This window comes from Brevibacillus schisleri, from assembly GCF_055685845.1.
Genome location: NZ_JBVNDM010000001.1, coordinates 2,218,298 through 2,244,393, shown reverse-complemented (window position 1 = coordinate 2,244,393; position 26,096 = coordinate 2,218,298). Strand labels below are relative to the sequence as shown.

25 protein-coding genes and 1 riboswitch are annotated in these 26,096 nt (G+C 48.0%); of the genes, 3 read left to right on the top strand and 22 right to left on the bottom strand.

Features of this window, described 5'->3' with window-relative positions; genetic code table 11:
- Positions 1-120: 120 nt before the first annotated feature.
- A complete protein-coding gene (locus ACUUHJ_RS11145; protein ID WP_289677303.1) occupies positions 121-999 on the top strand; it encodes a GNAT family N-acetyltransferase in 879 nt (292 codons plus the stop codon).
- Between the two features lie 53 nt (positions 1,000-1,052).
- Here the strand turns inward: ACUUHJ_RS11145 and ACUUHJ_RS11140 are convergent, their stop codons facing one another.
- The 11 genes from ACUUHJ_RS11140 to ACUUHJ_RS11090 form a co-directional block, all read right to left on the bottom strand.
- A complete protein-coding gene (locus tag ACUUHJ_RS11140) occupies positions 1,053-2,057 on the bottom strand; it encodes a hypothetical protein (protein ID WP_289677302.1) in 1,005 nt (334 codons plus the stop codon).
- Positions 2,027-2,575 carry a sigma-70 family RNA polymerase sigma factor gene (locus ACUUHJ_RS11135; protein ID WP_472298905.1) on the bottom strand — a complete coding sequence of 183 codons (549 nt, stop codon included), beginning with the start codon at positions 2,573-2,575 and terminating at the stop codon, positions 2,027-2,029. The genes ACUUHJ_RS11140 and ACUUHJ_RS11135 overlap by 31 nt, the downstream gene beginning before the upstream one ends.
- Positions 2,576-2,630: 55 nt before the next feature.
- Positions 2,631-3,644, bottom strand: a complete 1,014-nt coding sequence (locus ACUUHJ_RS11130) for a methyltransferase domain-containing protein (RefSeq protein WP_472298904.1) — start codon at positions 3,642-3,644, stop codon at positions 2,631-2,633.
- A 6-nt stretch (positions 3,645-3,650) separates the two neighbouring features.
- On the bottom strand, positions 3,651-5,825 hold the full coding sequence (locus ACUUHJ_RS11125) for a CocE/NonD family hydrolase (RefSeq protein WP_472298903.1): 2,175 nt from the start codon (positions 5,823-5,825) through the stop codon (positions 3,651-3,653).
- 24 nt (positions 5,826-5,849) lie between these two features.
- Positions 5,850-6,893, bottom strand: a complete 1,044-nt coding sequence (locus tag ACUUHJ_RS11120; RefSeq protein WP_472298902.1) for a dipeptidase — start codon at positions 6,891-6,893, stop codon at positions 5,850-5,852.
- A 22-nt stretch (positions 6,894-6,915) separates the two neighbouring features.
- Positions 6,916-6,990: a helix-turn-helix domain-containing protein gene (locus tag ACUUHJ_RS11115; RefSeq protein ID WP_289678069.1), complete on the bottom strand. Its 75-nt coding sequence runs from the start codon at positions 6,988-6,990 to the stop codon at positions 6,916-6,918.
- A 213-nt stretch (positions 6,991-7,203) separates the two neighbouring features.
- On the bottom strand, positions 7,204-8,568 hold the full coding sequence (locus tag ACUUHJ_RS11110; RefSeq protein ID WP_472298067.1) for an IS1182 family transposase: 1,365 nt from the start codon (positions 8,566-8,568) through the stop codon (positions 7,204-7,206).
- A 144-nt stretch (positions 8,569-8,712) separates the two neighbouring features.
- A complete protein-coding gene (locus ACUUHJ_RS11105; RefSeq protein WP_289677297.1) occupies positions 8,713-9,525 on the bottom strand; it encodes a heme ABC transporter ATP-binding protein in 813 nt (270 codons plus the stop codon).
- A complete protein-coding gene (locus ACUUHJ_RS11100) occupies positions 9,522-10,580 on the bottom strand; it encodes a FecCD family ABC transporter permease (RefSeq protein ID WP_289678068.1) in 1,059 nt (352 codons plus the stop codon). The genes ACUUHJ_RS11105 and ACUUHJ_RS11100 overlap by 4 nt, the downstream gene beginning before the upstream one ends.
- 24 nt (positions 10,581-10,604) lie before the next feature.
- Entirely contained in the window at positions 10,605-11,624 is a 1,020-nt protein-coding gene (locus ACUUHJ_RS11095; protein ID WP_289677296.1) for an ABC transporter substrate-binding protein, read from the bottom strand.
- 170 nt (positions 11,625-11,794) lie between these two features.
- Positions 11,795-11,994: riboswitch (cobalamin riboswitch) on the bottom strand.
- Between the two features lie 13 nt (positions 11,995-12,007).
- The gene (locus ACUUHJ_RS11090; RefSeq protein WP_472301169.1) at positions 12,008-13,102 is read right to left on the bottom strand and encodes a M24 family metallopeptidase; all 1,095 of its coding nucleotides are present in this window, start codon (positions 13,100-13,102) and stop codon (positions 12,008-12,010) included.
- 124 nt (positions 13,103-13,226) lie between these two features.
- Here ACUUHJ_RS11090 and ACUUHJ_RS11085 point away from each other — a divergent pair, with 124 nt between their 5' ends.
- The gene (locus ACUUHJ_RS11085) at positions 13,227-13,997 is read left to right on the top strand and encodes an alpha/beta fold hydrolase (RefSeq protein ID WP_472298901.1); all 771 of its coding nucleotides are present in this window, start codon (positions 13,227-13,229) and stop codon (positions 13,995-13,997) included.
- Positions 13,998-14,052: 55 nt separating this feature from the next.
- On the opposite strand, the gene ACUUHJ_RS11080 is transcribed toward ACUUHJ_RS11085, so the two are convergent.
- The 8 genes from ACUUHJ_RS11080 to gpr form a co-directional block, all read right to left on the bottom strand.
- A complete protein-coding gene (locus ACUUHJ_RS11080; RefSeq protein WP_289677294.1) occupies positions 14,053-14,958 on the bottom strand; it encodes an ABC transporter permease in 906 nt (301 codons plus the stop codon).
- 16 nt (positions 14,959-14,974) lie between these two features.
- Complete coding sequence (locus ACUUHJ_RS11075; protein WP_016742595.1) at positions 14,975-15,985, bottom strand: ABC transporter permease; 1,011 nt, start codon at positions 15,983-15,985, stop codon at positions 14,975-14,977.
- 93 nt (positions 15,986-16,078) lie between these two features.
- Positions 16,079-17,731, bottom strand: coding sequence for an ABC transporter substrate-binding protein (locus tag ACUUHJ_RS11070; protein ID WP_472298900.1), 1,653 nt, complete (start codon positions 17,729-17,731; stop codon positions 16,079-16,081).
- 132 nt (positions 17,732-17,863) lie between these two features.
- Positions 17,864-18,835: an ABC transporter ATP-binding protein gene (locus ACUUHJ_RS11065; protein ID WP_472298899.1), complete on the bottom strand. Its 972-nt coding sequence runs from the start codon at positions 18,833-18,835 to the stop codon at positions 17,864-17,866.
- 18 nt (positions 18,836-18,853) lie between these two features.
- Positions 18,854-19,822 carry an ABC transporter ATP-binding protein gene (locus ACUUHJ_RS11060; protein ID WP_289677290.1) on the bottom strand — a complete coding sequence of 323 codons (969 nt, stop codon included), beginning with the start codon at positions 19,820-19,822 and terminating at the stop codon, positions 18,854-18,856.
- Positions 19,823-20,135: 313 nt separating this feature from the next.
- On the bottom strand, positions 20,136-20,444 hold the full coding sequence (locus ACUUHJ_RS11055; protein ID WP_007727739.1) for a YqxA family protein: 309 nt from the start codon (positions 20,442-20,444) through the stop codon (positions 20,136-20,138).
- Positions 20,445-20,449: 5 nt separating this feature from the next.
- On the bottom strand, positions 20,450-21,628 hold the full coding sequence (gene spoIIP, locus ACUUHJ_RS11050) for a stage II sporulation protein P (protein ID WP_289677289.1): 1,179 nt from the start codon (positions 21,626-21,628) through the stop codon (positions 20,450-20,452).
- Between the two features lie 146 nt (positions 21,629-21,774).
- A complete protein-coding gene (gpr, locus tag ACUUHJ_RS11045) occupies positions 21,775-22,875 on the bottom strand; it encodes a GPR endopeptidase (RefSeq protein WP_064200857.1) in 1,101 nt (366 codons plus the stop codon).
- A gap of 178 nt (positions 22,876-23,053) precedes the next feature.
- Between gpr and rpsT the strand changes: the two genes are divergently transcribed.
- Positions 23,054-23,329 carry a 30S ribosomal protein S20 gene (gene rpsT, locus ACUUHJ_RS11040; protein ID WP_012685714.1) on the top strand — a complete coding sequence of 92 codons (276 nt, stop codon included), beginning with the start codon at positions 23,054-23,056 and terminating at the stop codon, positions 23,327-23,329.
- 64 nt (positions 23,330-23,393) lie between these two features.
- Here rpsT and holA read toward each other — a convergent pair whose 3' ends face one another.
- The 3 genes from holA to ACUUHJ_RS11025 all read right to left on the bottom strand — a co-directional run bounded on the left by holA (position 23,394) and on the right by ACUUHJ_RS11025 (position 26,075).
- On the bottom strand, positions 23,394-24,431 hold the full coding sequence (gene holA, locus ACUUHJ_RS11035) for a DNA polymerase III subunit delta (RefSeq protein WP_472298898.1): 1,038 nt from the start codon (positions 24,429-24,431) through the stop codon (positions 23,394-23,396).
- A gap of 241 nt (positions 24,432-24,672) precedes the next feature.
- Positions 24,673-25,530 (bottom strand): anti-sigma factor family protein, encoded by an 858-nt coding sequence (locus tag ACUUHJ_RS11030; RefSeq protein WP_472298897.1) that lies wholly within the window; start codon positions 25,528-25,530, stop codon positions 24,673-24,675.
- Positions 25,530-26,075, bottom strand: a complete 546-nt coding sequence (locus tag ACUUHJ_RS11025) for an RNA polymerase sigma factor (protein WP_012685711.1) — start codon at positions 26,073-26,075, stop codon at positions 25,530-25,532. The genes ACUUHJ_RS11030 and ACUUHJ_RS11025 overlap by 1 nt, the downstream gene beginning before the upstream one ends.
- Positions 26,076-26,096 lie beyond the last annotated feature (21 nt).

Here is a 26,096-nt window from a genome sequence, read left to right as displayed (position 1 = left end):
TCTCGTATCCAAACTTTTCCTGTGCTAAAGTGGTAAATAGTATGGAGGTGGCTAGGCTGGCGAATGCATTAACTCAACCATTAGGCGATACTGCCGTGAGCACAAAGAAGGAAACGGAGAATGATCAAAGTGAACAGCGTTGACTCTTGCTTGCATTCCTTAACGATAGCGGATATTCCCGGCCTCATTGCCTTATCTGATTCCGTAGGCTGGGATTACGATGAACCGGAAATTCGCACAATTCTGTCTATCGGAACCGCATTCGGTCACAAAGACGCGAGTGGCACCCTACTTTCATGTGCGGCTATCATCCCGTACGATGACAAGCTTGCGAGCATCGGTATGGTGATTGTCCATCCCTCGTCGCAAGGCAAAGGGTATGGTCGCCAGCTCATGAAGGCGTGCATGGCATCTGTTTCTACGGATACATCGATCATGCTCATTGCGACTCCAGAAGGAGAGCCATTGTACAAAAATCTCGGGTTCCAGACGGTGGATCGTATTCGAAAGTTTATAGCTGAACGCTTTGTGCCTGAAGCACCTCTGCAAAACGAAGCGAATGACGAATTTGAAATTGCACCAATGGAGTTGGACGATTTCTCGAGCGTGGTTGAATTAGACAAAGCAGCACTGGGTAGCAGACGCACTCATTTTCTCGAGACACGCATGAGACAAGCTAGCACCTGTCTGGTAGCCAAAAATCTCTCCGGCAAGGTCATCGGATATGGCTTCGCCGTAAAAGGCCCAGTCAATCTGATCGCGGGGCCGATCGTCGCAGAGAATGCTGGTATGGCTGAACACCTCTTGTACAAGCTGACACAGCATCATACCGGACGTGTGCGAATAGACGTACCGGATGAACAAGCAGCGTTCCACACTTTTTTGGAGCAAAACGGCTTCGCAAGGGCTTCCCATCCCCCAGTGATGGTTGCGAATGCGAATAGCCTACCTCGCCGTAATGGAACGTACTGGGCGATAGGTGCTCAAATATACGGATAGACATGAAAAGCGAAAAACGGACCTTTTTTAGGCAAAGGTCCGTTTTGTCATTCTCACTTTGTTTTTGATCGATTTTGAACTTGTTCCAGCACTTTTGGTGGAAACAGTTTTTGCAGGCTGCTCTGGTAGTTGCGGCCGTCCTCGGGCATTTGGAAGTCAGTAACCCGATAAGCATTTCCATTGTAGACGATTTGAAAGACCATCGGTGCACTGAGCGCGGAAGAATGGCTACCCGTTATTTTCACCCAGGCGTATACGGTCCGCTTCGCAGCATCTTGCGCTTCCACTCCAATCAGCTCAACGTTTATCTCTCGATATTTTCCCAGCCACCCCAGCTTGACGCTTTCCGTCTCTAAATACTGCTGAATGATAGGCCCAACCAATTGACGGCTCGCAGGTGATATCCCTTTTTTCACCTCGACAAAAACTTGTCCGAGATGTTTGCCTCCTGATCTTGCTTCCAGCTTCCATTTTCCCGGTTCAGGCAACACGATCCCTGATGGAAAATGACCATCTGCATCGTATAAGGGGTCCATAACCACGTAGCTGCCCAATGACAGACGAGTCCCATCGGTATTGTAAGCAGTGATCTCTACTTCTTGGGCGTAGTCCCCATTCAACAGCCATATCACTCGCTGCGTCTGCCCTTCGTAGAAACCGTCCTGATCTGTCATGATGCGGACAGGCTTTTCTCCCAAATAAGAAAAGGACTGATTGTCGTAAGTGGAAGATAAAGAAGGTGACAGCTTCCACAAATCGGCTTCGACCATTTGGGCCCCTGGCAACAAGGAAGGTATTTGTGTCTCTTGTTGCGAACGTGTTATCACATGCTGTGCAGATTGTCTCTCCTCCTGAATGGGGAGCCCAAACCACAAGAGCAAGCCCACCGTCAGCACAACGCCCGGCAAGGCTAACTTCCTCCAGCCAGTCATCCACCCATTCCCAGACCTCACCCTCTGCCGCACTCGCTCTTCCATCGATGCAGTGAACTGTACATCACGAAAAATGGTCTGATCTGCCCGTTCCTTTAAATCCGCGAGCCATCGGTTTTCGTCCATTCCCAGTCCCTCCCCTCTCCCATACTCTGCCGCAGTTGCTGTCTTGCCCTATGCAACCGAGTTCTCACTGTTCCCTCCGTTACTCCTAGCACCTCAGCCACCTCTTCGATGGATAAATCCGCATAGTAATGAAGGGCAATCACTTGACGATAGAGCGGAGGAAGCTGCAACACTTCCGCAACGAGCTGGTCCTTCTCGACTTGATCGAGCACAAGACTTTCTGTAGAGAGCTCCCCATCCTGTCTCATCCACGAGCGGGGAAGGATATGACGGAACGACCAAGAACGCAAATAACCTTTGCACTCATTAACCGCGATTCGATACAACCACGTGTGCACACTGCTCTCCTGCCGAAAGCGTGGAAGATGCCGATACACCTTAACGAAGACATCTTGGGTAATATCCTCTGCCAAGCTGCGATCTTTGACCAGAAAAGTGACGAGTCGAAGCACGCGGGTCCCATATTCCCTCATGATTTGTTCAAAAGCAGCATCTGTCGTTGGCTGCAATTTTTCCAAGGGCGTGACCTCCTTCACTCGCATTCACTGGTTAGATGCAACAGCGGACGTTTTGTTACAAAGTCGAGGAAAAAATTTTTTTCGCCAAAATTGTCCAGCGAGTAGCTCCACCCGGTGTCCCGACAGGCTCAGCGAACGGATACCCACCATGCTGCCAACGATCCATATCATAGCCCTCGTCCGCTTGACTCGGCTCGAAGTCTTGCTTGTGGAATACATTCTCTCTGCTATAGATGACGCGAAAGCCTGATCCTTCCAATAACAGCTCAAGCTCTGTAGGCAAAAGCAACGCCATCTCGCGCTCTACGCGATACCTCGGCTGCTCAATCTGATCAAGAAAAGTCTCATAAGTAAGCGTGTAGCGGAACTTTTGATCCAAGAGTGAGGTCTCCCCCTCCACCTTTTGATACACCATGCGATCCGGGAAAACGAATTTGCGTTGCTGCGTTGCCCATTGATTTTTTACTGGCGGCAACAGTAAGTCAATTGCCACTGTTCCGTCCTCCGTTATGTAATTGTGGATGATCGAAAGCAATTGACGTTGCTTGTCTCTACAGGTGGCCTGCTGAAAAATCCCTTCTGGAAGAAGCACATGCGTAAATTGCCGATCTAGCTCCAGCTCCCACATATTTTGTTCTACCAGCTCCAGCAGTTCTTCTTTCCCTTTTAATATGCGCCGTTTCTTTTTGGTGGCCATCGCAAGCATTTCCGAGCTCCAATCGATCCCGCAGACGGGCAAGTCATTCCGTGCCAGCTCAATGGCAATTCTCCCTGTTCCAACACCCAGCTCCAGCACAGAGACTGGTGATTGCTCCGCTTCTCGTAGCAACCAGTTTCGATAAAAAGCGATGCTAGCCTTTCCGGCAAACTGATCGTAATACGTAGCTTCTACGTTCGTGTACTTCGTTTCAGGAAGCGGCAAGTGCCGTCCTTCCTCATTCATCTCACATTCCGTACACACAGAACCTGCTAAATGAGGAAAAGGCACTCTAGGCGGGACGCCATTTTTCGTATCACCTAGCCACTCGTCGTAACGGAACTTGCATTTTCTGCAACTGTAAATAGCCATAATGCTTTAATTACCTCCTGAAGATTCCTTACTTCCCCCAGACCGTAAGAGAGGGAGCTTGATATGACTCGGATACTTGCTGTCATGATAGACACGTTGCGAGGCGATGACCGTCTCAGTTTCCGTTGCCAGATCGTTGCCTGTATTCGGATTCGGGAACGAGAAGTTCTCAGCACCAGAAGTAACCGAGACGCGAATGCGGTGACCCCTCCGGAAGACGTTGGCGATCTTGGTCATGCGAATCTCATAGCATTCGATTTGCCCTGGAACAAGTAGCTCGGGCTCCTTAAACGAGTGACGATAGCGCGCGCATATAATCCCGTCCGATAAACGAATCGAATTGCCTTCCTCATCTACATCACACAGCCGAACCATCCAATCTGTATCCCGCGCTGAGCTGGATGCATAGATAACAGCCGAGATTTCTCCTGCGATGACGACTTCCTCTTCCAATGGCTCGGATGTGTAGACAAGGACATCTGCGCGTTCTTCCACATCACGATAGTTTTCCGGAACGCTATTTTCATTCTCGGACAAATCCAGCAGATACGGTGCTGCGTCTAGCGGATCATAGCTGTATGTATCCAACGCTTCTTTACCCGGGATAGACAGGGTCAGTGTTCCATCTCCGCCGCTCGTGTTGGCGTTTCCCCCACTGCTCAGATACAGATTCGTCAGTGTCATCTCCGCTGGCGGCCAAGCCTGCGAGGTCTTCCATTCGTTTTCTCCCACCATGTAGTACTCGACACGCGGCTCTTGATCGACGCCATTTTTCACTCCCTTTAAATAGCGGTCAAACCAGCGGAGCTGTGTCACATCCAGATCGTAACGGATAGCGTTGTTTCCGAAGGGTACATGATGGATTTCTCGCGTCGTATTCGCCTTGTGATACCACGGCCCCAAGATGAGTCTGGTGTGCTCTGGTACATTTCGTGAGACAACCTCCCACGATTCGCTCGTCCCCATCCCGTTGTCGTCATACCAACCTGATACGAGGATAGCAGGCACCCTCACCTGATCCGCATGCCGTTTCCAGTCTGACATAGCCCAGAACTCGTCTCCGTCCGGATGTTCCATCCATTTTGTCCAAAACGGGATTTCTTTCCCCAGCACTTTTTGCGGAATTTCCTTGATCGGACGCACCTTGATGACCTCACTCCAGTCATCCCGGGAAAGAGCTGCGACATTTCGCCGTTTCTCTGCCATCATGAAAATCCATGACAGACCTCCAAGAATCGTTCCCCCTTTGCGTGGGATGTCCACATAAGGCGTTCCTACTGTCACGTAGCTGAAAATCGCCTTCAGATGTGGATTTCCGCTTGCAGCCGCAGCCCATTGCACATATCCCACATACGAGCCGCCGAGCATCCCGACGCTGCCATCAGACCACTCCTGGCTCGCGATCCAGTTGAGACTGTCGTCTCCATCATTGCGCTCATGAACAAGTGGAATCCACTCTCCCTCGGAATCTTCTCGTCCGCGTGTATCCTGAACAACCAGCGCATATCCGCGAGCTACAAAAGGTAATCGCCGAAAAATGCCATCCATCCGTCCATAGGGAGTGCGCATGAAAATCGTTGGGACTCGCTGTCCTTCCGCCAAGCCCGCGGGCAGCCAAACCTCGGTCGCCAAACGAATGCCATCCCTCATCTCTACATCATGCCTACCCAAATGATGTACACCGTAGTTAACCTCGGACAGCAGACGGTCCTGCCACATCGTAAGTGGAGTCAAATTCTCCCACCCTGTTTTCGCCAATACGACACTATCACCGCGACCTGTCAGCACAAATCCGATGACTTCGTTTTCACAAATGATCAGGTCAATTGGCTGCGCAGCTTCGCGCACCGCCCAGATCCACGCCTGCTTTTGACCTGCGGGACCTGTTCCTTCGATGGATAGATGGCGTTGGTAATGCCCTCCTTTTTCCATTAATACGACTTGTTCGCTCTCCCAGTCGATTTGCTCCCATTCCAGCAGCTTTTGTGCCAGGGTGAGGAGAGGCAACTCGTAGGCTGCTTCCCCTTCAATCAGTTGTGCAAATAGACCTTCAGCCGCACCACCCTTATCCCAACCTGTGCCCCGATGCCAAACTTCCCCATCCTCAAAACGTATATCAGCTACCTTGATACCAGATTGATAATAGCCAAAAGAAACTAGTGTAAGACCAGTCTGTGCCATCCTGCATTCCTCCTGTTATCTGATCTACTTCCACACTTGCTGATACACTCTGAGGAAATTGCCACCCAAGATTCCTTCGATTTCTGTATCCGTGTACCCGCGATTCATCAGTTCACGTGTAATTTCTGGAAAAGACGCATGGCCTTTTACTACATCAAATGGCATTTCTTTGGTTTTGGCAATCTTGTCCAAGGGCAAATATTTCGTCAAATCATCGCACAGGTCTAGGCCTATACCGATGTACCTTGCTCCAACAAGCTTTTTCATGTAGTCAACATGATCTATCAGTCTCTCGATAGTTGCATCGGCGCTGTTAGCTGCTGTGAACATGCTAAACGCATTCAACCCGACAAGTCCGTCCTTTTCTGCAATCGCTTTGATCTGCTCATCTGTCAAATTGCGCATCGTCGGTACGACTGTTCGGCTGTTGGAATGAGAAGCAATCACTGGCTTTTCAGCGATTTCCATCACGTCCCAGAACCCTTCGTCATTCAAATGGCTCACATCGATGACGATCCCCAGCTTTTCCGCTTCTTCGATAAGACGCACACCGAAATCGGTAATGCCTCCTTTTTTCCCTTCGCGCACCGGTGCAAAAAAACTGCCGTCCCCAACGAAATTGCGCCGACTCCAAACCAGCCCCATCATCCGTACTCCGAGCTCATAAAAGACACGCAAGAGACTCAAATCGTTATGCAGTGGCTCTGCCCCTTCCAACGACAGAATGAACGATACTTTTTGCTCCGCTCTTGCCCGTTGCAAATCATCAAGATTTTTGGCGATGACGATGTGCTCAGGTGACTCTGCCGCCTCTGCATGCATAGCGCTGATCTGGTTGAGTGCCTTTCGCAGACTCATCTCCGGTACAAAAGCATCCTCGACGAACACGGCTGCCACGATGGAATGCACGCCCCCCTGCTGAAACCGTGGCAAATACTCCGTCTCGATCATTTTGGTTCGACCGTATCCACGCTGAATCTCCACATCCATCAGCAGATCAAAATGCCCATCCAGAACGTGAACACCGTCATGAAATTTGCGCGCCTGTTCTCTCGTTACTTCCGTCATACGGGTCATCTCCCATCTTGTTCTATGGATTTTTCTTATCGAGATAGTTGTAAACCGTGAATTTGGATATATCCAACAATTTCGCGACGTATCGCACGGCTCCTTTGATCAATAAAAGAACCTTTGCATCTAACAGGTAAAACCCCGACAGTTGGAGCGAAGTTCTCTTCCGCTTTTACTGCCGTTGGCTTAACAAAAAAGGACGCCGACTAGGGGCTGTTGACAAAAAGGGTTAGGGACCCAATGCCCTAACCCTTTTGCCGTTTTTTCACTTATACGTCGTCGGATTGTTTTGTTTCGTAACCTGTGATTAGTTTGCTTTTATCATTCGTTTAATGTTAATTGCCATTGCAGAAAAGAGGCAGTGTTCGGATACATTTCGAATGCCTCTTTTGTATGTTTCTTTTAAGTTATGCTGCCTTTTCATTGTACCGAAGGTACCCTCGCACCATATTCTTCTTTGCCTTTGGATAACACTGTACTCTTGGCTTTGCTTCCTTGCTTGGTTGCGTTCTTTAGCCTCTTGGAATAATGGTCTTTCTATTGTTTTGCGAGATGCGGTTTGTCCAAAACATTGTTGGCGTAACTCACAGGACTTACAGTCCTTTGTTTGGGCAGCATAAATTTTGCTATAACTTTGTTTCCAACTGTGCCACTTAACATGAGTAAATTGAAGTGCCTTGCCATTCGAGCAATAATAGGCATCGTTCATTTCATCAAATGTAAATTGTACTGACCTTTCGGTCTGATCAATAACACCTTTTATCGGAGAGATATAACCGGTTATCTTTAAATTTTCTAATTCATGGTGTACTCCAGAGCGATCATACCCTTTATCTGCGCCTACTTTGCCAATATGTAAACCAAATTTCTCTTTTTGTATCTGTAATCGCTTTATAAATGGTTCGTGGTCATTCACATTAGCAGCCGTAACGTGTATATCAGTTATGATTCCATGCTTAACGTCCACACTGGTATGCGCTAAATAGTGAAATCCCTTGGGTTTATTAGGACGGTTCAATAAACCTGACTCCGGGTCTGTTGTGCTCTGTTTTACTTCCTTCTCAGGAGGAGAGGTTTTAGGTTTTCTTCCTCGTTTTTTCCTAGTGGGATCGTTATCTCTGTCTTTTTTAATTCTCCGTGCTTCCTTTTCTAGCTCTTCAAGGTACTCAGTAGGCTTTTTCTCCACTAAAACTTTTTCTGACCTATTAATCGATGCATTCGCTTTGATGTGAGTAGAATCAACAACAATTATTTCCCCAGTAACTAAACCAGTTCGAATACATTCCGAGACGATGTGATCGAAGATCTCCTGAAAAATATGACTTTCTTTAAATCTACGACGGCGGTTCTGGCTCAGTGTGGAATGATCGGGAACAGTGTCAGTTAAGTCCAATCCTAAAAACCATCGATAGGCCAAATTCACTTGGATTTCTTGTTCCAACTTCCTTTCGGAAGGGATGCCATAAAGATACCCGATAAGGATCATTTTCATTAACAAAACTGGATCAACTGAGCGACGACCTACAGGCGAGTATAAGTGTTGCACTTTCTCATAGATAAAAGAAAAATCAATCTTATTACGAACAACACGTAAAAAATGATTCTCGGGTACAAGATCATCCAAATTTAAGAACATAAACTGGTGCTGTTTGTCTCCATCGATTCCCATCATGAGATAGCCCTCCAAAATAAAAAGAACCGTATAGAAATGATTTCTACACGATTCCCAGAAACCCCTATCTCTACGGCAATTTGTCAACAGCCCCGACTAGGCATCCCCTCTTATGAAAATCAAAGAAACTCAACTTGTCCCCCGTCAGTTGACTCCACTTATTACCTTCTGGATAGATGGCTTCACACGGATCGCTTCCGAGTAGAAATATACATGCTTTTTTCCAGTAATAGGATGGGTCGTCACTTCTGTCTCTACTCCGAAAACATCCCGGATCAGAGTGGGTGTCAAGACCTCCTCTGGCGTCCCTGATGTAACGATTTCCCCGTCACAGATCACGTACAGACGATCACAGTACATCGCTGCAATATTGAGATCATGCAACGAGGACAACACTGTAATCCCAAGATTTTTGACCAGATCCATCACCTGCAACTGGTATCGAACATCCAAATGGTTCGTCGGTTCGTCAAGGACAAGGAACTGGGCTTGCTGCACCAAAGCTCTGGCAATTAACACCCGCTGCTTCTCTCCACCCGATAAACTGAAAAAGCTGCGATCGGCATATGTTTGCATCCCTACCCGCTGTAGTGCTTCTTCACAAATCTGAAGGTCTTCTGCGTTATCAGACTGAAATAGTCGTTTATGCGGAGCACGTCCCATATTCACGATTTCGGTTACCGAAAAATCAAATTCAACAGAGGACTCCTGCCGTACTGCTGCCATTCGCTGAGCGTTTTGACGCGAGGTTAACTTGTATACGTCGTCGCCATCCAGTGAGATCCATCCCGAACGCGGCTTCAGTACCCGATAAATACTTTTTAGCAATGTGGACTTCCCACTGCCATTCGGCCCGATCAGTCCCACAAACTCTCCAGAGCGCACCTCCAGACTGACGTTGCGCAGGATTCCCTTTTTCTCCAGTTCGACCGATATATTCTCAACCTGCAAATTCATCGTCCGCTACCTCCAAAGGAATAAGAACTCCGCAACATCAACCAGATAAAGAATGGACCACCACATAGCGCTGTCAAAATACCGATCGGCAGCTCCTCCGGTGCAAATGCAAGCCTGGCGACTACATCAACCCAGATGAGAAATATCGCGCCAAACAAAGCGCTGACAGGCAGGACACGTCTGTGATCTGATCCGACCATCACACGGACAATATGGGGCATCATTAATCCGACAAAACCGATTGATCCCGCGATGGACACGATCACCCCCGTGAGTAGTGCCGTGATCACCAGGAGAAGCTTGCGGAATTGTACCGTATTAACCCCCAGTGTTCCCGCTGACTCCTCGCCCATCAGCATCGCATTGAGCGAGCGGTATTGGGCCATTAAGACGATGAGACAGATGACAACAATCAATGTAGGGATCGTCAGGTACTCCCATTTGCCGCCAGCCAGACTGCCACTCAACCAAAACAGGACCGTTCCAATTCCATGCTCATTCGGTGCTGAAAACACAAGGAGACTGGTAATGGCCGACAAGATCGCAGATATCGCAATTCCAGCCATGAGCAGGCGTACCGTCGAGTTTTGTCCTCCAATACGAGATAGCGTAAAAATGAGAATGATGGACACGAGAGAGCCTGTAAAAGCGCCAAAGGTTAACGCATATTGCCCGTACATGCTGAATGCTCCGAAAATAATTACGGAAGTAGCTCCAACGGAAGCACCTGAAGATACGCCTAACACATACGGGTCAGCCAGGGAGTTGCGAACCAACGATTGGATCGCTACTCCCACGACAGACAGACCTGCGCCGACGATCGCCCCCAAGAGTACACGCGGAAAGCGAATATCCCAAATAATTGTTTGCTCCCCTTGGGACCAGTCCACCTCAATCCATTGGGTCAACATCGGAATTTTTGATAAGGCAATTTTCCATACCGTAGTCGGTTTAATCTCCACCGATCCGAGCGTAACTGCGAACGTAATCGAGAGGAAGAGTCCGACCAATAAAGTAATGATGATAGAAGGTAACTTGATCTGTTGCAGTGCTATTCCCTCCCTTAAAAGGGGCGTACTCTATTTGAATTTATCCGGGTAGAGTCCTTCCGCCAAAATTTTCAGCGCAATCGGTGCTCGAACGCCTTCAGAAGCCGCAGACAATGGCAATACAACCAGTCGTTGATTTTTAATCGCCGGGATATCCGCCAGTTCTTTTTTGGTCAAAAGGAAATTACGCTTTTGCTCAACAGTTCTATCCCCGTAGTCTACGATAATAATCACGTCTGGATTGCGACTCACTACTTGCTCCCAATTGACCTCTGCCCAACCCTTTTGAATATCGTCAAAAATGTTCTTGCCGCCAGCCGTTTTGATTAAGGACGTCATGTAGTTGTTGGCTGCTGTGAATGGCTTATCTTCCCCGTTGTCGTACACGAATACTTTAAGTGGCTCGTCCACCTTGCCAATTTTGCTAATCGTTTGATCCATTTCACTCTTCATTTTATGGATCAAATCATTGGCTTTGTCCTCCACACGGAAAATGCGTCCGATGTTCGTAATATCCGCGAACACATCGTCGATCGTTGGACCAGGCTTGTTAGACGATTCTTGCAGATACGATTTGATGCCGACCTTTTCCAAATCCTGCATCGTTCCTACGCCCTTTTCGCCGAAACCGCTTTTCCATCCGGCGTACACGAAGTCTGGGTTCGCTGCCAACAGCACTTCTTTCGTAGGATACTTGTCAGACAGGACCGGAATCTTGTCATAATCTGCTTTTAACGCTGGAAGGATTTCATCGTCCAGGTAAGCGGTTCCGACCATTTTATCAGCCAGGCCCAACGCCAACATGATTTCGGTGACGTGTTGGTTCAATGTCACGGCACGTTCAGGTGCTGTTGGATAGGTCATTTCGATGCCATTATTGGTGAGTGTTACAGGCTTGCTCTCTGCTGCTGGAGCAGCGGTTTGTTCTGTTTTGGCTGGAGCCTGCGTTGTCGTAGTGGAGCCGCATGCCGAAACCAAAAGCATGGCAGCTGTCATGATACCGAAAGCTAGTCCTTTCATTACTGTATGTGTTTTGATTGTATGAAACATCTGTAATCCCCTTTTTCTTTTATAAATGTTGTAGTAAACCAATTGCTTCCACAAAAAAAGCACCCCCCATTTCAATCGGGAGGTGCATGACAAACGTAGATATAGCCATAATAGGCGCAAAGGCGCCCTTTCATAGACTGTTTCCACATCTGCCCCATCCTCGTGGGTCGATTGTAAATGATCGCATGGCAGGTCTCCTGGCTTACGGATCAACACACCCAGCTACCTTCCCATTTTTTGTCTCGCAAAAAACAGTGGCTATTCGCTAGGCGCTCCTCGTTACAGTGGCGGGACCGCGCCGGTTTTTCACCGGACTTCCCTTTTAAGCTGACGGCATATGCCATCCAGCACCATTCGATACGTATTCAATTTTTCCAACTTATTCATCCGTTAATAGAAGTCAGTTTTTTCGGGAACTGCGTGAGTATTTCAACGCCCGTTTCCGTAACCAATACATCGTCTTCAATCCGCACGCCACCTACTCCTGGCAAATAGATGCCCGGCTCGATGGTAAAGACCATTCCTGGACGAAGCACTTCTTGGTTCTGGCTGTGAACAGACGGATATTCGTGTACATCCATCCCTAGTCCATGCCCAAGGCGGTGCATGAAGTATTCTCCGTAGCCTTTTGCGGTGATAACATCGCGAGCGGTTTTATCCAAATGCGCAAAGGTCACACCCGGACGAATCTCAGCAATTGCCGCTTCGTTAGCAGCCAATACTGTCTCGTAAATTTCTTGTAGCTGGGCGCTGATCTCGCCTACAGCAAAGGTACGCGTAATATCGGATACATATCCGTTCGCAGCTACCCCGATATCAAACAAAAGCAAGTCGCCTTCTAGCACCTGGCGCGTTCCTGGCTTCCCATGTGGCAAAGCGGACTTCTCCCCTGCCAATACCATGGACGTAAAGGATGGACCTTCTGCACCCCAGCGCTTCATCTGGAATTCCAGCTCAGCTACGATTTCTGTCTCGGTCATGCCTGTCTTGACTTTTTTCAGGGTCTCCCGCAAGGAATCCTCGACCAACTGAACAGCGTGCTTCAGACGATCCACTTCGTCCGCAGATTTGATCAAACGCATTTCACGGAGTGGCTCTTCCACGTCTACATAGCTCGACGCCAGAACAACTTGTCCAAGTGCTTCATAGCGCTCGACAGTCATATGACTTTTTTCAATTCCAAGCTTCGCCAAGTTCGCTGGTAACACTTGCTTGAGGATTTCATACGGGTTTTGGATATCCGTATGTGTATGGATATCTTGAACGAACGAAGCCTCTGCTGCTGCCTCACGATCAAGAGCAGGTACAATTAAGGAAGGCTTTCCTTCAGCAGGAATAACAAGACCCATAAAACGTTCATGTGGGTCAGTAAAAAATCCGGTCAAATAGTAGACGTGCTTGGGAGAGGTAATCAACACCGCGTTCAGCTCTTGCTCTGTCAAAAACGTGTGGAGCTTCGAAATGCGCTCTTGAAACAACTTCTTCACCCTGCTTTCACCAATTATTCTATTGCGAGAATACCACTTCCCCATCAAAAAAAGAAGAGTTCAATTGCAAAATCTACTTCGGATCGGACAACCTAAGGGTGGGGTGAAAACAAAAATGGAACAAATACTCGTCCATCAGGATGGCAAGCAGTTTGCTTTTCACATATCGGGGAAAGGCCAGCCGTTATTGTGTATCCATGCGCCATGCATCGGCTCTATCAATTTTGTTTATCAGCAAGCACTCGCAGATACTTTTCAGCTCATTGTCCCTGATTTGCCCGGACATGGTGACAGTTCGCCCATGGAGAAGCCCTATTCTATTGGGGAATTGGCAGAACGACTCCATAAGCTGATCCCATCACTCGGCATAGAGCGTCCCTTTATTTTGGGGTACTCCCAAGGTGCTTCTATCGCCCTTGAATATTGTCTTCGCTATCCTGATCATGCACGAGGCGGTATACTCGTGAGCGGTTTTTCCGAAGTGAATGACCTGTATTTGCATGGACGATTTTGGATGGCGCAGGCATTGTCGATGCTTCACGGAGTCCCTCTTCTTGCCCGTTCCATTGCCTCCTCACATGTCAATAGCCCAGAAATGCAGGAAAAATGGACGGCGCACGCCTCCAAAACAGATCCCACCAGCTTAAAATACCTTTACGGTGCCGGTCATCGCTATCAATGTACAGAGCGTCTAGGCGAGATCCAGCTTCCGATTTTACTTGCCTATGGCGAACAAGATAAACGTATGCATCATTATGCGCAAATGCTTACGATGAAATTGCCAAAAGCAAGACTCGAGATGATCCCAAACGTAAGGCATCAGGTAATCACGAAAGCTGCGCCTGCTTTCAATCAGTTGTGCCGCACCTTCATGGAAGAAGGATAAATAAGAAAAGACAGAAGGACGGTATCTCCATTCCCTTCTGTCTTTTTCAATTGGACTAGCTCTTCATCCGCGGGTCAAGTGCATCACGCAAGCCGTCCCCAATTAAGTTAAAGCCGAGAACTGTTAGCATGATAGAGAGCCCTGGAAAAATAACGGTCCATGGTGCTTTTTGAATGTACTGACGTGAATCAGCGAGCATTTTTCCCCATTCTGGTTCTGGCGCTTGTGCTCCCAGTCCGAGAAAGCCAAGTGCAGCTGCTTCAATAATTGCTGTTGCGATCCCCATCGTCCCGGTCACAATGATTGGTGCGAGGCTGTTCGGCAAAATATGCTGCATGATAATGCGGGAATTTTTCATTCCGATTGCCCGTGCGGCCATGACGAATTCCTCTTCCTTTAAGCTCAATACACGGGCGCGTACTAACCGCCCAAATGTCGGAATGTTAATAATCGCAATGGCAATCAAGGCGTTTTGCAAAGATGGCCCCAAGATGGCAACCACAGCGATTGCCAAAAGAATACTCGGAAACGCAAGCATAATATCAAAAAGACGCGAAATGATCGTATCGATCCATCTGCCATAATATCCTGCCAAAAGACCGAGCAAGGTCCCTACGAGAACGGAACCAATGACAGAGAACGTCCCTACCCACAAGGAGATTTGTGCCCCATAAATAACGCGACTAAATACATCACGACCATTGTAATCTGTTCCAAACCAATGCGCTTCGGAAGGTGGCTTGTTTTTCATCACGAGCTCGCCTTTGTCGTACGGATACGGAGCAATCCATGGAGCTAGTACCGCCACAACAACGAAAAACAAAATGATCCCGAAGCCCACCAACGCCAGCTTGTTTTTTCGTAGCGTCCTCCATGCATCCTTCCAAGGAGAGACTACTTCTTCTTGCTTCACTTTTAAAGGTACTACCTGATCTTGTGATTGTAATTGTGGTTGTGCCATGTCTCTTCGTCCCTCCTTAGCGATATTTGATGCGCGGATCGATATAGGCGTACAGAAGGTCGACCAAGAGATTGATCAGGACGAAAATCGTCGCGATTACAAGGATACCTGATTGGATAACCGGATAGTCACGGTTTCCAATGGCGGTCACAATATAGCGACCAACTCCTGGCCATCCAAAGATCGTCTCTGTCAAAACGGCTCCACCCAGCAACAACCCTGTTTGCAAACCAATTACCGTCAAGACAGGGATCATTGCATTTTTCAGCGCATGCTTGTACACGACCCAAAACTGCGTCAGGCCTTTTGCACGAGCGGTTCTGACATAGTCGGCACGCATGACTTCCAGCATACTCGAACGAGTGATACGTGCAATGATCGCCATCGGGATCGTACCTAACGCGATTCCCGGCAGGATCAAATGCTTGATAACTTCCCATAGCTGATCCCAACGACCAGCCATCATCGTATCCAGTATATAAAAGTGCGTAATAGCCTCTATGGGATTACGCGAATTGTCGCGACCAACTGATGGCAGCCATTTCAATTCTTGGGCAAACACCCATTGCTCCATCAAACCTAGCCAAAAAATCGGCATGGATACACCAACCAAAGCGATCAACATCGCACAGTAGTCAAACCAGGAGTTTTGCTTCCACGCAGAAAGAATCCCTGCATTTACACCGATAAACACCGCAATCAGCATGCTCACAATTGTAAGTTCAGTCGTCGCCGCCAAATAAGGCATGATTTCATCTGAAATCGGCGCATTCGTTTGCAATGATTCCCCAAGATTTCCACTCAAAATATTTTTCATATAATCGAAATACTGTATGTACCACGGATTATTCAATCCCAAAGCTTCTCGTATGTCTGCAATCGCCTGTGGTGTTGCCTTTTCTCCCAAAATCGTCAAAGCCGGATCACCAGGGATGGCACGAATAATGGAAAAAACGATGATTGACATGCCCACTAAGACAGGAATGAGCATTAAAATTCTTCGAATGCTGTAAGCTAGCAATGCCATCTCCTCGCCTTCCTGCATAAAATAATGGCTAAATGAATGAAAGGAGGGTAAGAAGAGGTATGCACTCCTCTTACCCTTTTCCGATGAATCAGCTTACTTGAAGTCTACCTTTTCCAAACTTTCAGATCCTTTCGGATGCGGGTTGTAGTCGACGATATTCGCTTTTCCTGCCAATGCTGGTGTAGAGTGTGCCAGCGGAACCATTGGCACATCTTTGAAAATGATCTCTTGTACTTTTTTGTACATTTTTTCGCGCTCTGCTTGGTCTGGGGTGGACTGTGCTTTCATCATCAATTGATGTGCTTCTTCGTTTGCCCAGCGTGTATAGTTGTTGCTTCCGATGTTGTTTTTGTCGAGCAAGACAGCCAAGAAGTTGTCAGGATCGCCATTGTCACCTGTCCAACCAAGCATGAACATTTCTTGCTCACCCAAACGAGTCTTTTCCAAATACGTTGCCCATTCCATCGTCACGATCTCAGCATCAACCCCGATTTTCTTCAGGTCTTGCTGGATTGCTTCTGCAATCTTCATACCTTCTGGCATGTACGGACGTGGAACTGGCATTGCCCAAAACTTGATTTTAAAGCCATTTGGATGTCCTGCTTCGGCCAGCAATTGTTTTGCTTTATCGAGGTTGAACTCACGATCTTTAATATCGTTGTTATGTCCCCACATCGTTTTTGGCATTGGGTTGACTGCTGGTTCTCCAACCCCATCGAAGAAGGCTGTAACGATTTCAGGTTTGTTAATTGCATAAGCTATGGCTTCACGAACCTTTGGATTGTCGAGTGGCTTCTTCTCTACGTTGAAGCCGATGTAACCGATGTTATTAGTAGGACGCAGGAAGAGTTGCAGGTCTTTGTTGTCTTTTACTGCTGGGATATCATCTGTGTTCAGACCATCCATCAAGTCGATCTCACCAGATGCCAAAGCAGTCAGACGTGCCGTGTTTTCCGGAATGACCTTGAATACCAGTTTATCGAGCTTCGGATATCCTGGGTTCCAGTAATCAGGGTTTTTCTCAAGTGTGATCGTGTCGTTGCGCTTCCACTCTACGAATTTGAAAGGTCCTGTACCGATTGGGTGCTCATTGAATTTCTTAACATCCTTTTTCAATGCCTCAGGCGAGCCAATCGCGAAAGGGGACATTGCCAGGTTGGCGAGGAATGGAGCCAATGGACGAATCAACGTGAATTTTACAGTGGTCGGATCGACTGCTTCTACAGATTTGATAATGTGAGTCGCGTCACCCTTGTACCCACCAAACTGGCTCACGTAGTACTCGAAGCCCTCTGGTGAATGCTGTGGATGGCTCTTGTCGCTCCAGCGCTCAAAGTTGTATTTAACCGCCTCTGCATTGAAATCAGTTCCATCGTGGAATTTCACGCCTGATCTCAGTTTCAGCGTATAAACGAGACCATCAGGAGTTACTTCCCATTTCTCGGCCAACGATGGAGCGAGCTCTGTTGAACCATCCGCGAAGCCAATCAATGTATCCATGACGTTCTCCGTTACCTTAAATGTCTCACCATCTGTTTGCGTAATTGGGTCAAGCCCTTTTGTGTCTGCACCGCGACCGATGATTAATTGCTTCGGTCCAGTTTTTGCAGGCTCAGTTGCAGGTGCCGGAGTTTCTGTCTTTGGTTGTTCTGCCGGCGCTTGTGTCGTTGTGCTAGAGCATCCAGCAATCAGCATAGCCAGCGCCACTAGGCTGGTCATGGTTGCGGAGAGAACTCTTCTCTTCATGAAAACATCCCCCTTTTTCAAATAACGTTCGCATGTTCCTTTTTGGTAGATAGTCGGTTGATACAATACCTCCTGCTTTGCATCCCCCCTTTACAAGACTTCCTATTCGGCAGGCAAACTCCCTTTTGTCGATTAGGACTTGTATAAGTGACAAGCAACAAAGTGACCATCGCCTGTGTCCGCAAATTCTGGGCGCACAGTACGACACTCCTCTGTCACATGGGGACACCTCGTATGGAAGGTACAGCCACTAGGAGGTTTTGCAGGGCTCGGCACATCTCCCTGGAGGATAACTCTATCTCGTACCGCATCAGGGTCTGGCGAAGGTACCGCCGACAGCAGTGCTTTCGTGTACGGATGGAGCGGATTGGAGTACAATTGGCTACTCGTCGTCAGCTCGACAATTCTGCCAAGGTACATCACGCCTACTCGATCACTGATATGACGCACTACACTCAAATCGTGGGCAATGAACAAGTATGTAAGGCCGAATTCGCGTTGCAAATCCTGCATGAGGTTGAGCACCTGCGACTGAATAGACACGTCCAGTGCAGACACAGGCTCATCCGCAACGATCAATTTGGGTTTGAGCATCAGCGCTCTCGCAATACCGATCCGCTGCCTCTGTCCTCCACTGAATTGATGCGGATAGCGGCTCGCGTGATAGCTGCTCAGACCAACGATTTCCAACATTTCCTGCACGCGCTTTTTTCGCTCTGCCGATGAACCCAAACCATGTACAATCAAAGGTTCTTCCAAAATCTTCTCAATATTATGTCTAGGGTTAAGCGAAGCAAATGGATCCTGAAAGACAATTTGCATGTCACGCCTCATCTTTCTCATGGCATCTGTGGAAAGTGACATGACATCTGTCCCGTCAAAATTGATTTCACCGGAGGTCGGTTCAATCAGTCGCAGCAACGAACGCCCCGTCGTGGACTTTCCACAGCCACTCTCACCTACCAGCCCCAAGGTTTCGCCACTCTTAACGGTAAACGATACGTCATCTACCGCCTTTACTACACCTAATTCCCCTCCAAGAACACCGCCTGTGATTGGATAGTACTTTTTTAAATTTTTTACAACCAGAAGATCTTCAGCCACCTGCATGCTCCTCTCGGGTTATTCGGTCAGCCAGCAGCGGGAAAGGTGATTGTCCTCTACCACTTTTAATTCTGGCATCTCACTGCGGCATCGGTCTGAAACTTTATCGCATCTAGGTGCAAAACGGCATCCGACAGTAAGCGACCCCGGGATCGGGACGTTGCCTGGAATCGAATAGAGACGCTCCTGTGATCCTTCCAGCTTCGGCAACGAATTCAACAAGCCGATCGTATAAGGATGCTTCGGATTTTTTAAGATCGTACGAACATCGCCTTGTTCAATCACATTGCCTGCATACATCACCACGACACGGTGACACATTTCCGCAACGACCCCAAGATCGTGGGTAATGAGGAGAATGGATGTGTCAGCTTCCCGGTTGAGTTGGCGCATCAGGTCCAAAATCTGAGCTTGAATCGTCACATCGAGCGCAGTAGTAGGCTCGTCTGCAATCAAAAGCGCTGGATTGCAAGCCATTGCCATCGCAATCATGACACGCTGCCTCATGCCTCCAGAAAGCTGGTGCGGGTATTCATCGACAATCGCGTCCGCTCGAGGAATTCCGACTTTTTTCAACATCTCAATGGCACGTGCTCTTGCGTCCTTTTTGCTCGCTTTCGTATGTAATCGGACTGATTCTCCTATCTGGTCTCCAATCGTAAATACCGGATTTAAAGACGTCATCGGCTCCTGAAAGATCATCGCAATTTCATTTCCGCGGATGTCTCTCATTCGCTTTTCATCGACAGATATGAGATCCTCCCCCTTGAATTTAATCGAACCTCCCACGATTCTCCCTGGGGGATTGGGTACTAGCTTCATGACGGAAAGGGAGGTAACGCTCTTTCCGCAGCCGGATTCGCCTACGATACCGACTACTTCTCCTTTTTGTACCGTGATCGTCACGCCATCAACGGCAGGGATTTGGCCGCGGTCTGTGAAAAAGTGCGTTTGCAGGTTTTCGATTTGTAGGACAGGATGTGACACGTGGCTCACCTCTCTCACCGAAATATACTTCCAAAATAGACCTATCCATAAACATTATGTCATTTATTCAATTTTTTCGCAACACAATAAATTCTAACTATTAACTCTTTACTGACTAAAAAGAATATTTGACTCGCGCTTGAAAATTATGTAAAAGAATTTTATGATAGCCCTTTCATTGTTGATGTAGCCTCATATGCACTGTTTAGGCAGATCGTACGAAGCATCAGTGGTCACATGCAAAAGACCCGCTTGTACGGGTCTTTAGTCACTGGGGCTTTCTGCACCCCTTCTTTTTGCGCGTAAACCATTTTCACGGTTCAAAAAAACTCCCTACCCAATCGACAAAACTCTGCGCTCCACTTTTAATGCTTCCACCCAAAGTCAAACCGATCCGACTGACATAGTTGACCATTTCCTTCGGGTTGGCAGTCTGAACCTGCTTGCCCATTACCGCGATCTCTACTTGTCCTTGATCCACTTTTTTGATGGAAAAGGTTTGCGCCTGCCCCTCTGGCACCCCACTCACCTTGGATATTCCACGCTCAGCCGTTTGCAATCCCAAAACTACCCCGACCAGCAAGATGATTAACAGTCCAGTTAGCTTCATCGTCACGTTCATGCCCGTCACCTCTTTGCAGGCTCGTCAGAAACTGGTTTGCCTACTTTTTCAGCTTGCTGATAATAGGCTGCGAAAACATCTGCCAATGCTTCTGCCGTATTCCTGCTTTCCTGCACGCTGTTTTCCGTACCACCTATTTCTATTAACAGGCTTCCCGGGGAGAGTGACTGATTATACTCGCCGTGATCCGTTTTTGCGCCTTTTTCCATCACGCCACGCGAAAGCTCTGGGTACATTTTTTCCATCAACTCATGCAGCTCTGTTGCAAACGCCTCATTTTTCTCGTAGCTTTTGTTTCTTTTTCCGATGACGAACAATACTCTTCCATACGTTTTTCCTTTGATCGTGACCGTCGTACGCTCTCGTGGGGCTGTGTCTCGATGCAGATCGAAAAAGTAGTACAGTTCCTTGTTTTTCTCTGTTGCCGCTTTGACCACTTGCAAAGATTCCGCGTAGGAAAAGGAGTAATGCATTTTTTTGTTCAACAGCTGTTGATAGATGTCGTCGGTGCTCACATCGGAACCAATCCCTCTGTCATTCAACGCTTCTGATAAGTACTTGCTGATTAACGATATATTTCTCGTAGGATGATCGACTGAGGTTCCCACTGACTTCGTCTCACTAAACCACGATTCACGGTTGTGCGAGTTATAGATGTAGACGATCTTTTTACCGTCCGTGATTGAATTGGGCACAGGAGCTGGCTGTGCTTCACCTGACTTGGTGGTATCCTCCGGCTTTGGCTCTACGATTGGAACTACTTGCGATTGATCTGCTACCTGTTTTGGATGGGCGGGATACTCCAAATAAAAATCTGCGAGAGAAGCTCCCTTTCCCTGTACGACAAATCTGGCATCCTCTGTTGTCACCATCCCAGGCAGCTCCCTGCCTAGCAAGCTACGCAAGTCTCCTGGCTGTATATTGGTTGCCAAGCGAAAGAGAAAACCCGTTACGCTATTCGTGCGATCATCCGCCTGTGCTTGCACGGTTTCGGACAAAACCGGAATTTCCTGCCCCATCCATCCCAAAATCGCCAGACTGGAAATATGAGAAGCGGCCTGTTGAATGGCAGAGGAAGATATTGCGATTCGGTTCCCGCCGAGCGAAAGCACTCCTGTCATGACAAACAGGAAAGCGGTTATAAATGAAAGAACAACGAATTGGCGTTGAATGAGGGTCGCCATCAGTCTCACTCCTCTAGCTGTAGCATGGTTGCACGTCGGGAGAACTTTCCCTTTCCCTCGTGCTTGTCTATGCTTTAGCTTATGAGGCTCATAGAGACGATAGAACCCTTTTCTAGCTTTTCTCTCTCACTCTAGCTTTTCATGACTTAGTGGGTATACGAGCCGCTATTTTCTTCATTTACGGCACTGTGCAGGGCGCGATTCAGGCCTGTTGCGATCACATTTGCCACACCTTCAATAAAATCATCAATTTCTTTTGGCGTGACGACCAGATCCTGTCCAAGCGGCCGGAGGACCTCATGAATCAGTTGCCGTTTCTCTTCTTCCGGCAGTGAACCTACCAATCCCATGAATGTCTTACGGGATTCCAAGTCAGGCAAATCCTCTTCGGTATACGGTTCCTTACGCTCTGGCAGCGTGCTTAATGCCAGTTTGTTAAACGCCCGCTTGCTCTCCACCATGGATTGTCCAAAATGCCCCAGCAAGTATGTAATCGCATCATTTACAATCGTGGAGGCAAAAACGACCGTAGGGACTCCAATCGCAATCACTGGCACACCAAGTGTCTCCTGATCAATCGCTTTGCGCTTGTTTCCGACTCCTGATCCGGGATGAATCCCTGTATCCGATATTTGAATCGTCGTGTTGACCCGGTGCAGCGCGCGGGACGCAAGTGCATCGATACAGATGACAAAATCGGGTTTGCTTTTTTCCACGACGCCAAAAATAATTTCACTCGTTTCTATACCCGTAATCCCAAGGACGCCCGGTGATAGCGCACTGACTTCCCGATACCCTTCTCCAACGGTTTCAGGAGCCAGCGTGTACAGATGGCGTGTAATCAACAAATTTTCCACAACCATTGGTCCAAGCGCATCGGGGGTCACATTCCAGTTTCCTAGACCAACGACCAGAGCCTTTTTGTCCTCTGTGATCCCCAGTTGCTTGAGAAACATCGCAAATTCGGCGGAAAAGCGCTTGGCCACCTGCTCCTCAATCGATGTATCGTTATCCCGCAGCTTGGGTACTTCAATTGTTAGGTAATGCCCCGGGAGTTTGCCGATTTCCTTTCCTGCTTCCTCTGTTTCCACATGCAGTCTCGTTACTTTCACATTGGGCTCGCTATCGTCAGCTTGCAGCCAAATGCCCTCAATATCACTCTGGTTTTGCTGCTGAGCAAGCTCGTGGGCCTCCAAGGCCAGATCCGTACGAATGGAATAACCAGACAAGTCAATGTTATGTGCCATGTTCATCAGCTCCTTTGATCCGAAGTGAAAAAAGTACTGACCATTTTGTTCCTGCTACTAGCTTGCTTGAATCCTGCATTTTTATTCCGAATCCTTTCTTGCAAATGGGTTCGCCCCATGCTAGAATTACTTTGTTGTATGACTGTATGTCTATGGTCGTATTAAGGAGGTGACACACATGCCAAACATTAAATCCGCGATTAAACGCACCAAAACAATCGAAAAGCGTCGCGCACACCGCGCTTCTCAAAAGTCTGATCTGCGTACTTCCATCAAGAACTTTGAGAAAGCTGTCGCTGCTTCCGATGTAGCATTGGCGAAATCTACTCTTCTGGTGGCTGTGAAAAAGCTGGACAAGGCCGCTTCGAAAGGTCTCATTCATAAAAACGCAGCAAACCGTCAAAAGTCTCGTTTGATGAAAAAGCTTAACGTTCTGAGCGCTCCTGTAGCGTAAGAGACCAAGCGCCAAAAAACCCCGTGAACATCTTGTTCTAGGGGTTTTTTACTATGAAAAATCGTCACGACCGTTTTGTTCGTTCGTCATGTGCACGTGCAATAAATAATTCGAGGGCGAGGCGCTTGTCCACTTGCCCTGACTTCATCCGGAAATCTTCTTCGGCCAAGATCCCCAGCAGTTTTTTTAACGACTCCTCAGAAAAATGACGCGCTTGCTCCATTGCTTTTTTCACTGCGTAGGGATGCATTTTAATCATGCCTGCCACTTGTTGTTGTGAATAACCACGCGGGGCCAATTGCTTGACATGCAACAGCATGCGGAACTGCCTCGCCAAGAGAGCCAGCAGCTTGATCGGCTCCTCTCCTGTTTTCATGCAGTCGTACATCATCCTGAGTGCCTTGTCCAATCTCCCCGAAGCGACCTGTTCAATCAGCGCGAATACATCCTGCTCCAGCGTACGTGCTCCGAGCAGCTCAATGGCGTCATCCGTGATGCTTTCCCCCACCCCGACAAACAAGGCCATCTTTTCGATTTCCTTGTCCAGTAGACGCAGCTCGGCTCCTACTCGCTCCACAAGCTTCATGGTCTGCTGACGATCAATTTTCGCCTGGTATTTACCCGCTTGCCGCTCTACCCATCCGTATAAATCCCCGTCTTTTAGCAACGGAAAAGGGATCACTTTCGCTTTTTGCTGCAACGTTTTAACCAGCTTTTTTCGTTCATCGAGCTTGTCCGCTTCTGTATGTAGAATAAGCGTGGTGAAGGGAGGCGGATTTTGCAAATAATCGAGCAGAGCATCTGGGTCACTTTCTACCTTCGTCGAAGGCTTACTTCCTGTTAAAAAGTAGGCTTGTCTGGCAATCACCAATCGATGCTCGCCCATAAACGGCAAGGTTTCCGCATCCTGCAGAATTTCACTCAATCCTGTTTCGGTGCAATCATACACGCTCATATTCAAATCCATAAATTCTGGATCAATCATTTCTTTACGAGCCAACGCCAAAAAATCTTCGGCCAGAAAAGACTCCGGACCGTATAAGACGTAGATCGGCGAGAATTGTTTTTGCCGTATTTCGCGAATAGCCGATAGGAGTGGCATACGTTTTCTCCCCTTTCCTTCTTCTTACCTGCGTTATTATAGCACATGTTGATCTGAGCAAAGCGAAAAAAAACCGCCACCAGTGAATCGGTAGCGGCTTTTTCATCCGTTGGCACCTCTATGTAAACGTTTAGGGAAAAGCCCCGGGATTCCTCCTCCCCAAACGGTAAGCAGGGGGTGCTTGATAATGTACTATACGCAGAATCCCCGCAAGCGGTGCCGGTCCATACGCGGAAAAAAGTTAGTCATTATCTTTATTTTTTTTCTTCTCTTTATTTTTTCCCTTGTCTTTCTCCTCTTGCTTTTCCCCGTCGTCGTCCTTTTTGTCATTAGCAGGTTCTTTGTCTTCTCTGTCCGGATTCTCATCCAGTCCGATCGGCCAGCCCGATGGTTGATCATCTGTCATTACTGGCGGTGGAGGTACAACTTTCTTCGGTGGCTGTGGCGGATTCGTTTTCTTCGGTGGCGGTGTCTGCTTTTGAACGTTCTTTGCCGGTGGCCTTTTACTCTTCGTCTGAGTAGCCGATTTTGTAGACTTTTTAGTCTTGTCCTCTTCCTCTTTTGAATTCGATGATATTGGATTATTGCTTGGAGGAGTGGGAGCATCTGGCCCGGGGGTTTTAGGTTGTTCCACGACCGCTGGCGTCATGTCCGTTCCGTTCTGGAACGAATCGACTTCTTGCTTCTTACCATCACCGCCAGAGAAAAGCATGCCAACCAATAAACTGGCAGCGACGGCCGTACTACCAAGACTAGCCATCCACACTTTCATCCGCTTCCACTTTTTTGATTCCGGCAGCGAAGACGACTCACGCTTAACTTCCAGAGTGGGCAGGATTTCTTCGTTCACCGTAGATTTCACCGCAGCAGGCTTTGCAGCGGCTGACTCCAGCTTGGGTAGGATAGAATCTACGATGCTGATCGGAGGTACGACAGGGGGTAGATGTTCTAATTGTTGTGACACATCTTTCAAACGGTTGTACATAAGCTGCAGGTCAGTATCTTTCTGGATCAAACGATGGAGTAGTTGCTGCTCTGACTCCGACAAATCTCCATCCAAATCCCGCTGCATGAGTTCAAAAATCTCTTCGTTGGTCATCAACCGATCCCCCCTTTCTGGTAGTCGTACAACAGCTCCTGTAACTGTTGCCTAGCCCGAAATAAGTACGACTTTACCGTGTTAAGCGGCAAATCTAGTGCCTCCGCTATTTCTTGATAAGATAAATCCTCCAGATAGCGGAGTACTACAACCATCCGATATTGCTTTGGCAATCTGCCGATGGCTTCCTGGATGTCATTCGACAGCCCGGTGAGAAGGATTTCTTCTTCTACGTTGTTACGATCAGGAATGATCAACTCGTGCTCGTCAATTGAGACCGTTTCCTTCTTCGCGCGAAATTTATCCATACAGACGTTGCTGACAATGCGTTGTACCCAGGTAGAGAACTTTGCTTTTTCCTGATAGGTGTCCAACTTTCGATAAATTCGAATGAGGACTTCCTGGGAGGCATCGAGCGCGTCTTGTTCGTTCCCTAGAATGTAATAAGCGCTTCGGTAAACGGAGGTCTCAATAGATCGAAGCAGTTCGACTAGCGCATCATGATCCCCGGATTGCGCCATCCTGATCAACTCTGCTTCATGCATATTCTCTTCTCCCCCCTACAG

What these genes read in the sequence shown, in the direction of transcription:
- ACUUHJ_RS11145 (WP_289677303.1), top strand. Translation starts at nt 121, where the DNA reads ATGATCAAAGTGAACAGCGTTGACTCTTGCTTGCATTCCTTAACGATA.
- ACUUHJ_RS11140 (WP_289677302.1), bottom strand. Translation starts at nt 2,057, where the DNA reads ATGGACGAAAACCGATGGCTCGCGGATTTAAAGGAACGGGCAGATCAG.
- ACUUHJ_RS11130 (WP_472298904.1), bottom strand. Translation starts at nt 3,644, where the DNA reads ATGGCTATTTACAGTTGCAGAAAATGCAAGTTCCGTTACGACGAGTGG.
- ACUUHJ_RS11125 (WP_472298903.1), bottom strand. Translation starts at nt 5,825, where the DNA reads ATGGCACAGACTGGTCTTACACTAGTTTCTTTTGGCTATTATCAATCT.
- ACUUHJ_RS11120 (WP_472298902.1), bottom strand. Translation starts at nt 6,893, where the DNA reads ATGACGGAAGTAACGAGAGAACAGGCGCGCAAATTTCATGACGGTGTT.
- ACUUHJ_RS11110 (WP_472298067.1), bottom strand. Translation starts at nt 8,568, where the DNA reads ATGATGGGAATCGATGGAGACAAACAGCACCAGTTTATGTTCTTAAAT.
- ACUUHJ_RS11105 (WP_289677297.1), bottom strand. Translation starts at nt 9,525, where the DNA reads ATGAATTTGCAGGTTGAGAATATATCGGTCGAACTGGAGAAAAAGGGA.
- ACUUHJ_RS11095 (WP_289677296.1), bottom strand. Translation starts at nt 11,624, where the DNA reads ATGTTTCATACAATCAAAACACATACAGTAATGAAAGGACTAGCTTTC.
- ACUUHJ_RS11085 (WP_472298901.1), top strand. Translation starts at nt 13,227, where the DNA reads ATGGAACAAATACTCGTCCATCAGGATGGCAAGCAGTTTGCTTTTCAC.
- ACUUHJ_RS11080 (WP_289677294.1), bottom strand. Translation starts at nt 14,958, where the DNA reads ATGGCACAACCACAATTACAATCACAAGATCAGGTAGTACCTTTAAAA.
- ACUUHJ_RS11075 (WP_016742595.1), bottom strand. Translation starts at nt 15,985, where the DNA reads ATGGCATTGCTAGCTTACAGCATTCGAAGAATTTTAATGCTCATTCCT.
- ACUUHJ_RS11070 (WP_472298900.1), bottom strand. Translation starts at nt 17,731, where the DNA reads ATGAAGAGAAGAGTTCTCTCCGCAACCATGACCAGCCTAGTGGCGCTG.
- ACUUHJ_RS11055 (WP_007727739.1), bottom strand. Translation starts at nt 20,444, where the DNA reads ATGAACGTGACGATGAAGCTAACTGGACTGTTAATCATCTTGCTGGTC.
- spoIIP (WP_289677289.1), bottom strand. Translation starts at nt 21,628, where the DNA reads ATGGCGACCCTCATTCAACGCCAATTCGTTGTTCTTTCATTTATAACC.
- gpr (WP_064200857.1), bottom strand. Translation starts at nt 22,875, where the DNA reads ATGGCACATAACATTGACTTGTCTGGTTATTCCATTCGTACGGATCTG.
- rpsT (WP_012685714.1), top strand. Translation starts at nt 23,054, where the DNA reads ATGCCAAACATTAAATCCGCGATTAAACGCACCAAAACAATCGAAAAG.
- holA (WP_472298898.1), bottom strand. Translation starts at nt 24,431, where the DNA reads ATGCCACTCCTATCGGCTATTCGCGAAATACGGCAAAAACAATTCTCG.
- ACUUHJ_RS11030 (WP_472298897.1), bottom strand. Translation starts at nt 25,530, where the DNA reads ATGACCAACGAAGAGATTTTTGAACTCATGCAGCGGGATTTGGATGGA.
- ACUUHJ_RS11025 (WP_012685711.1), bottom strand. Translation starts at nt 26,075, where the DNA reads ATGCATGAAGCAGAGTTGATCAGGATGGCGCAATCCGGGGATCATGAT.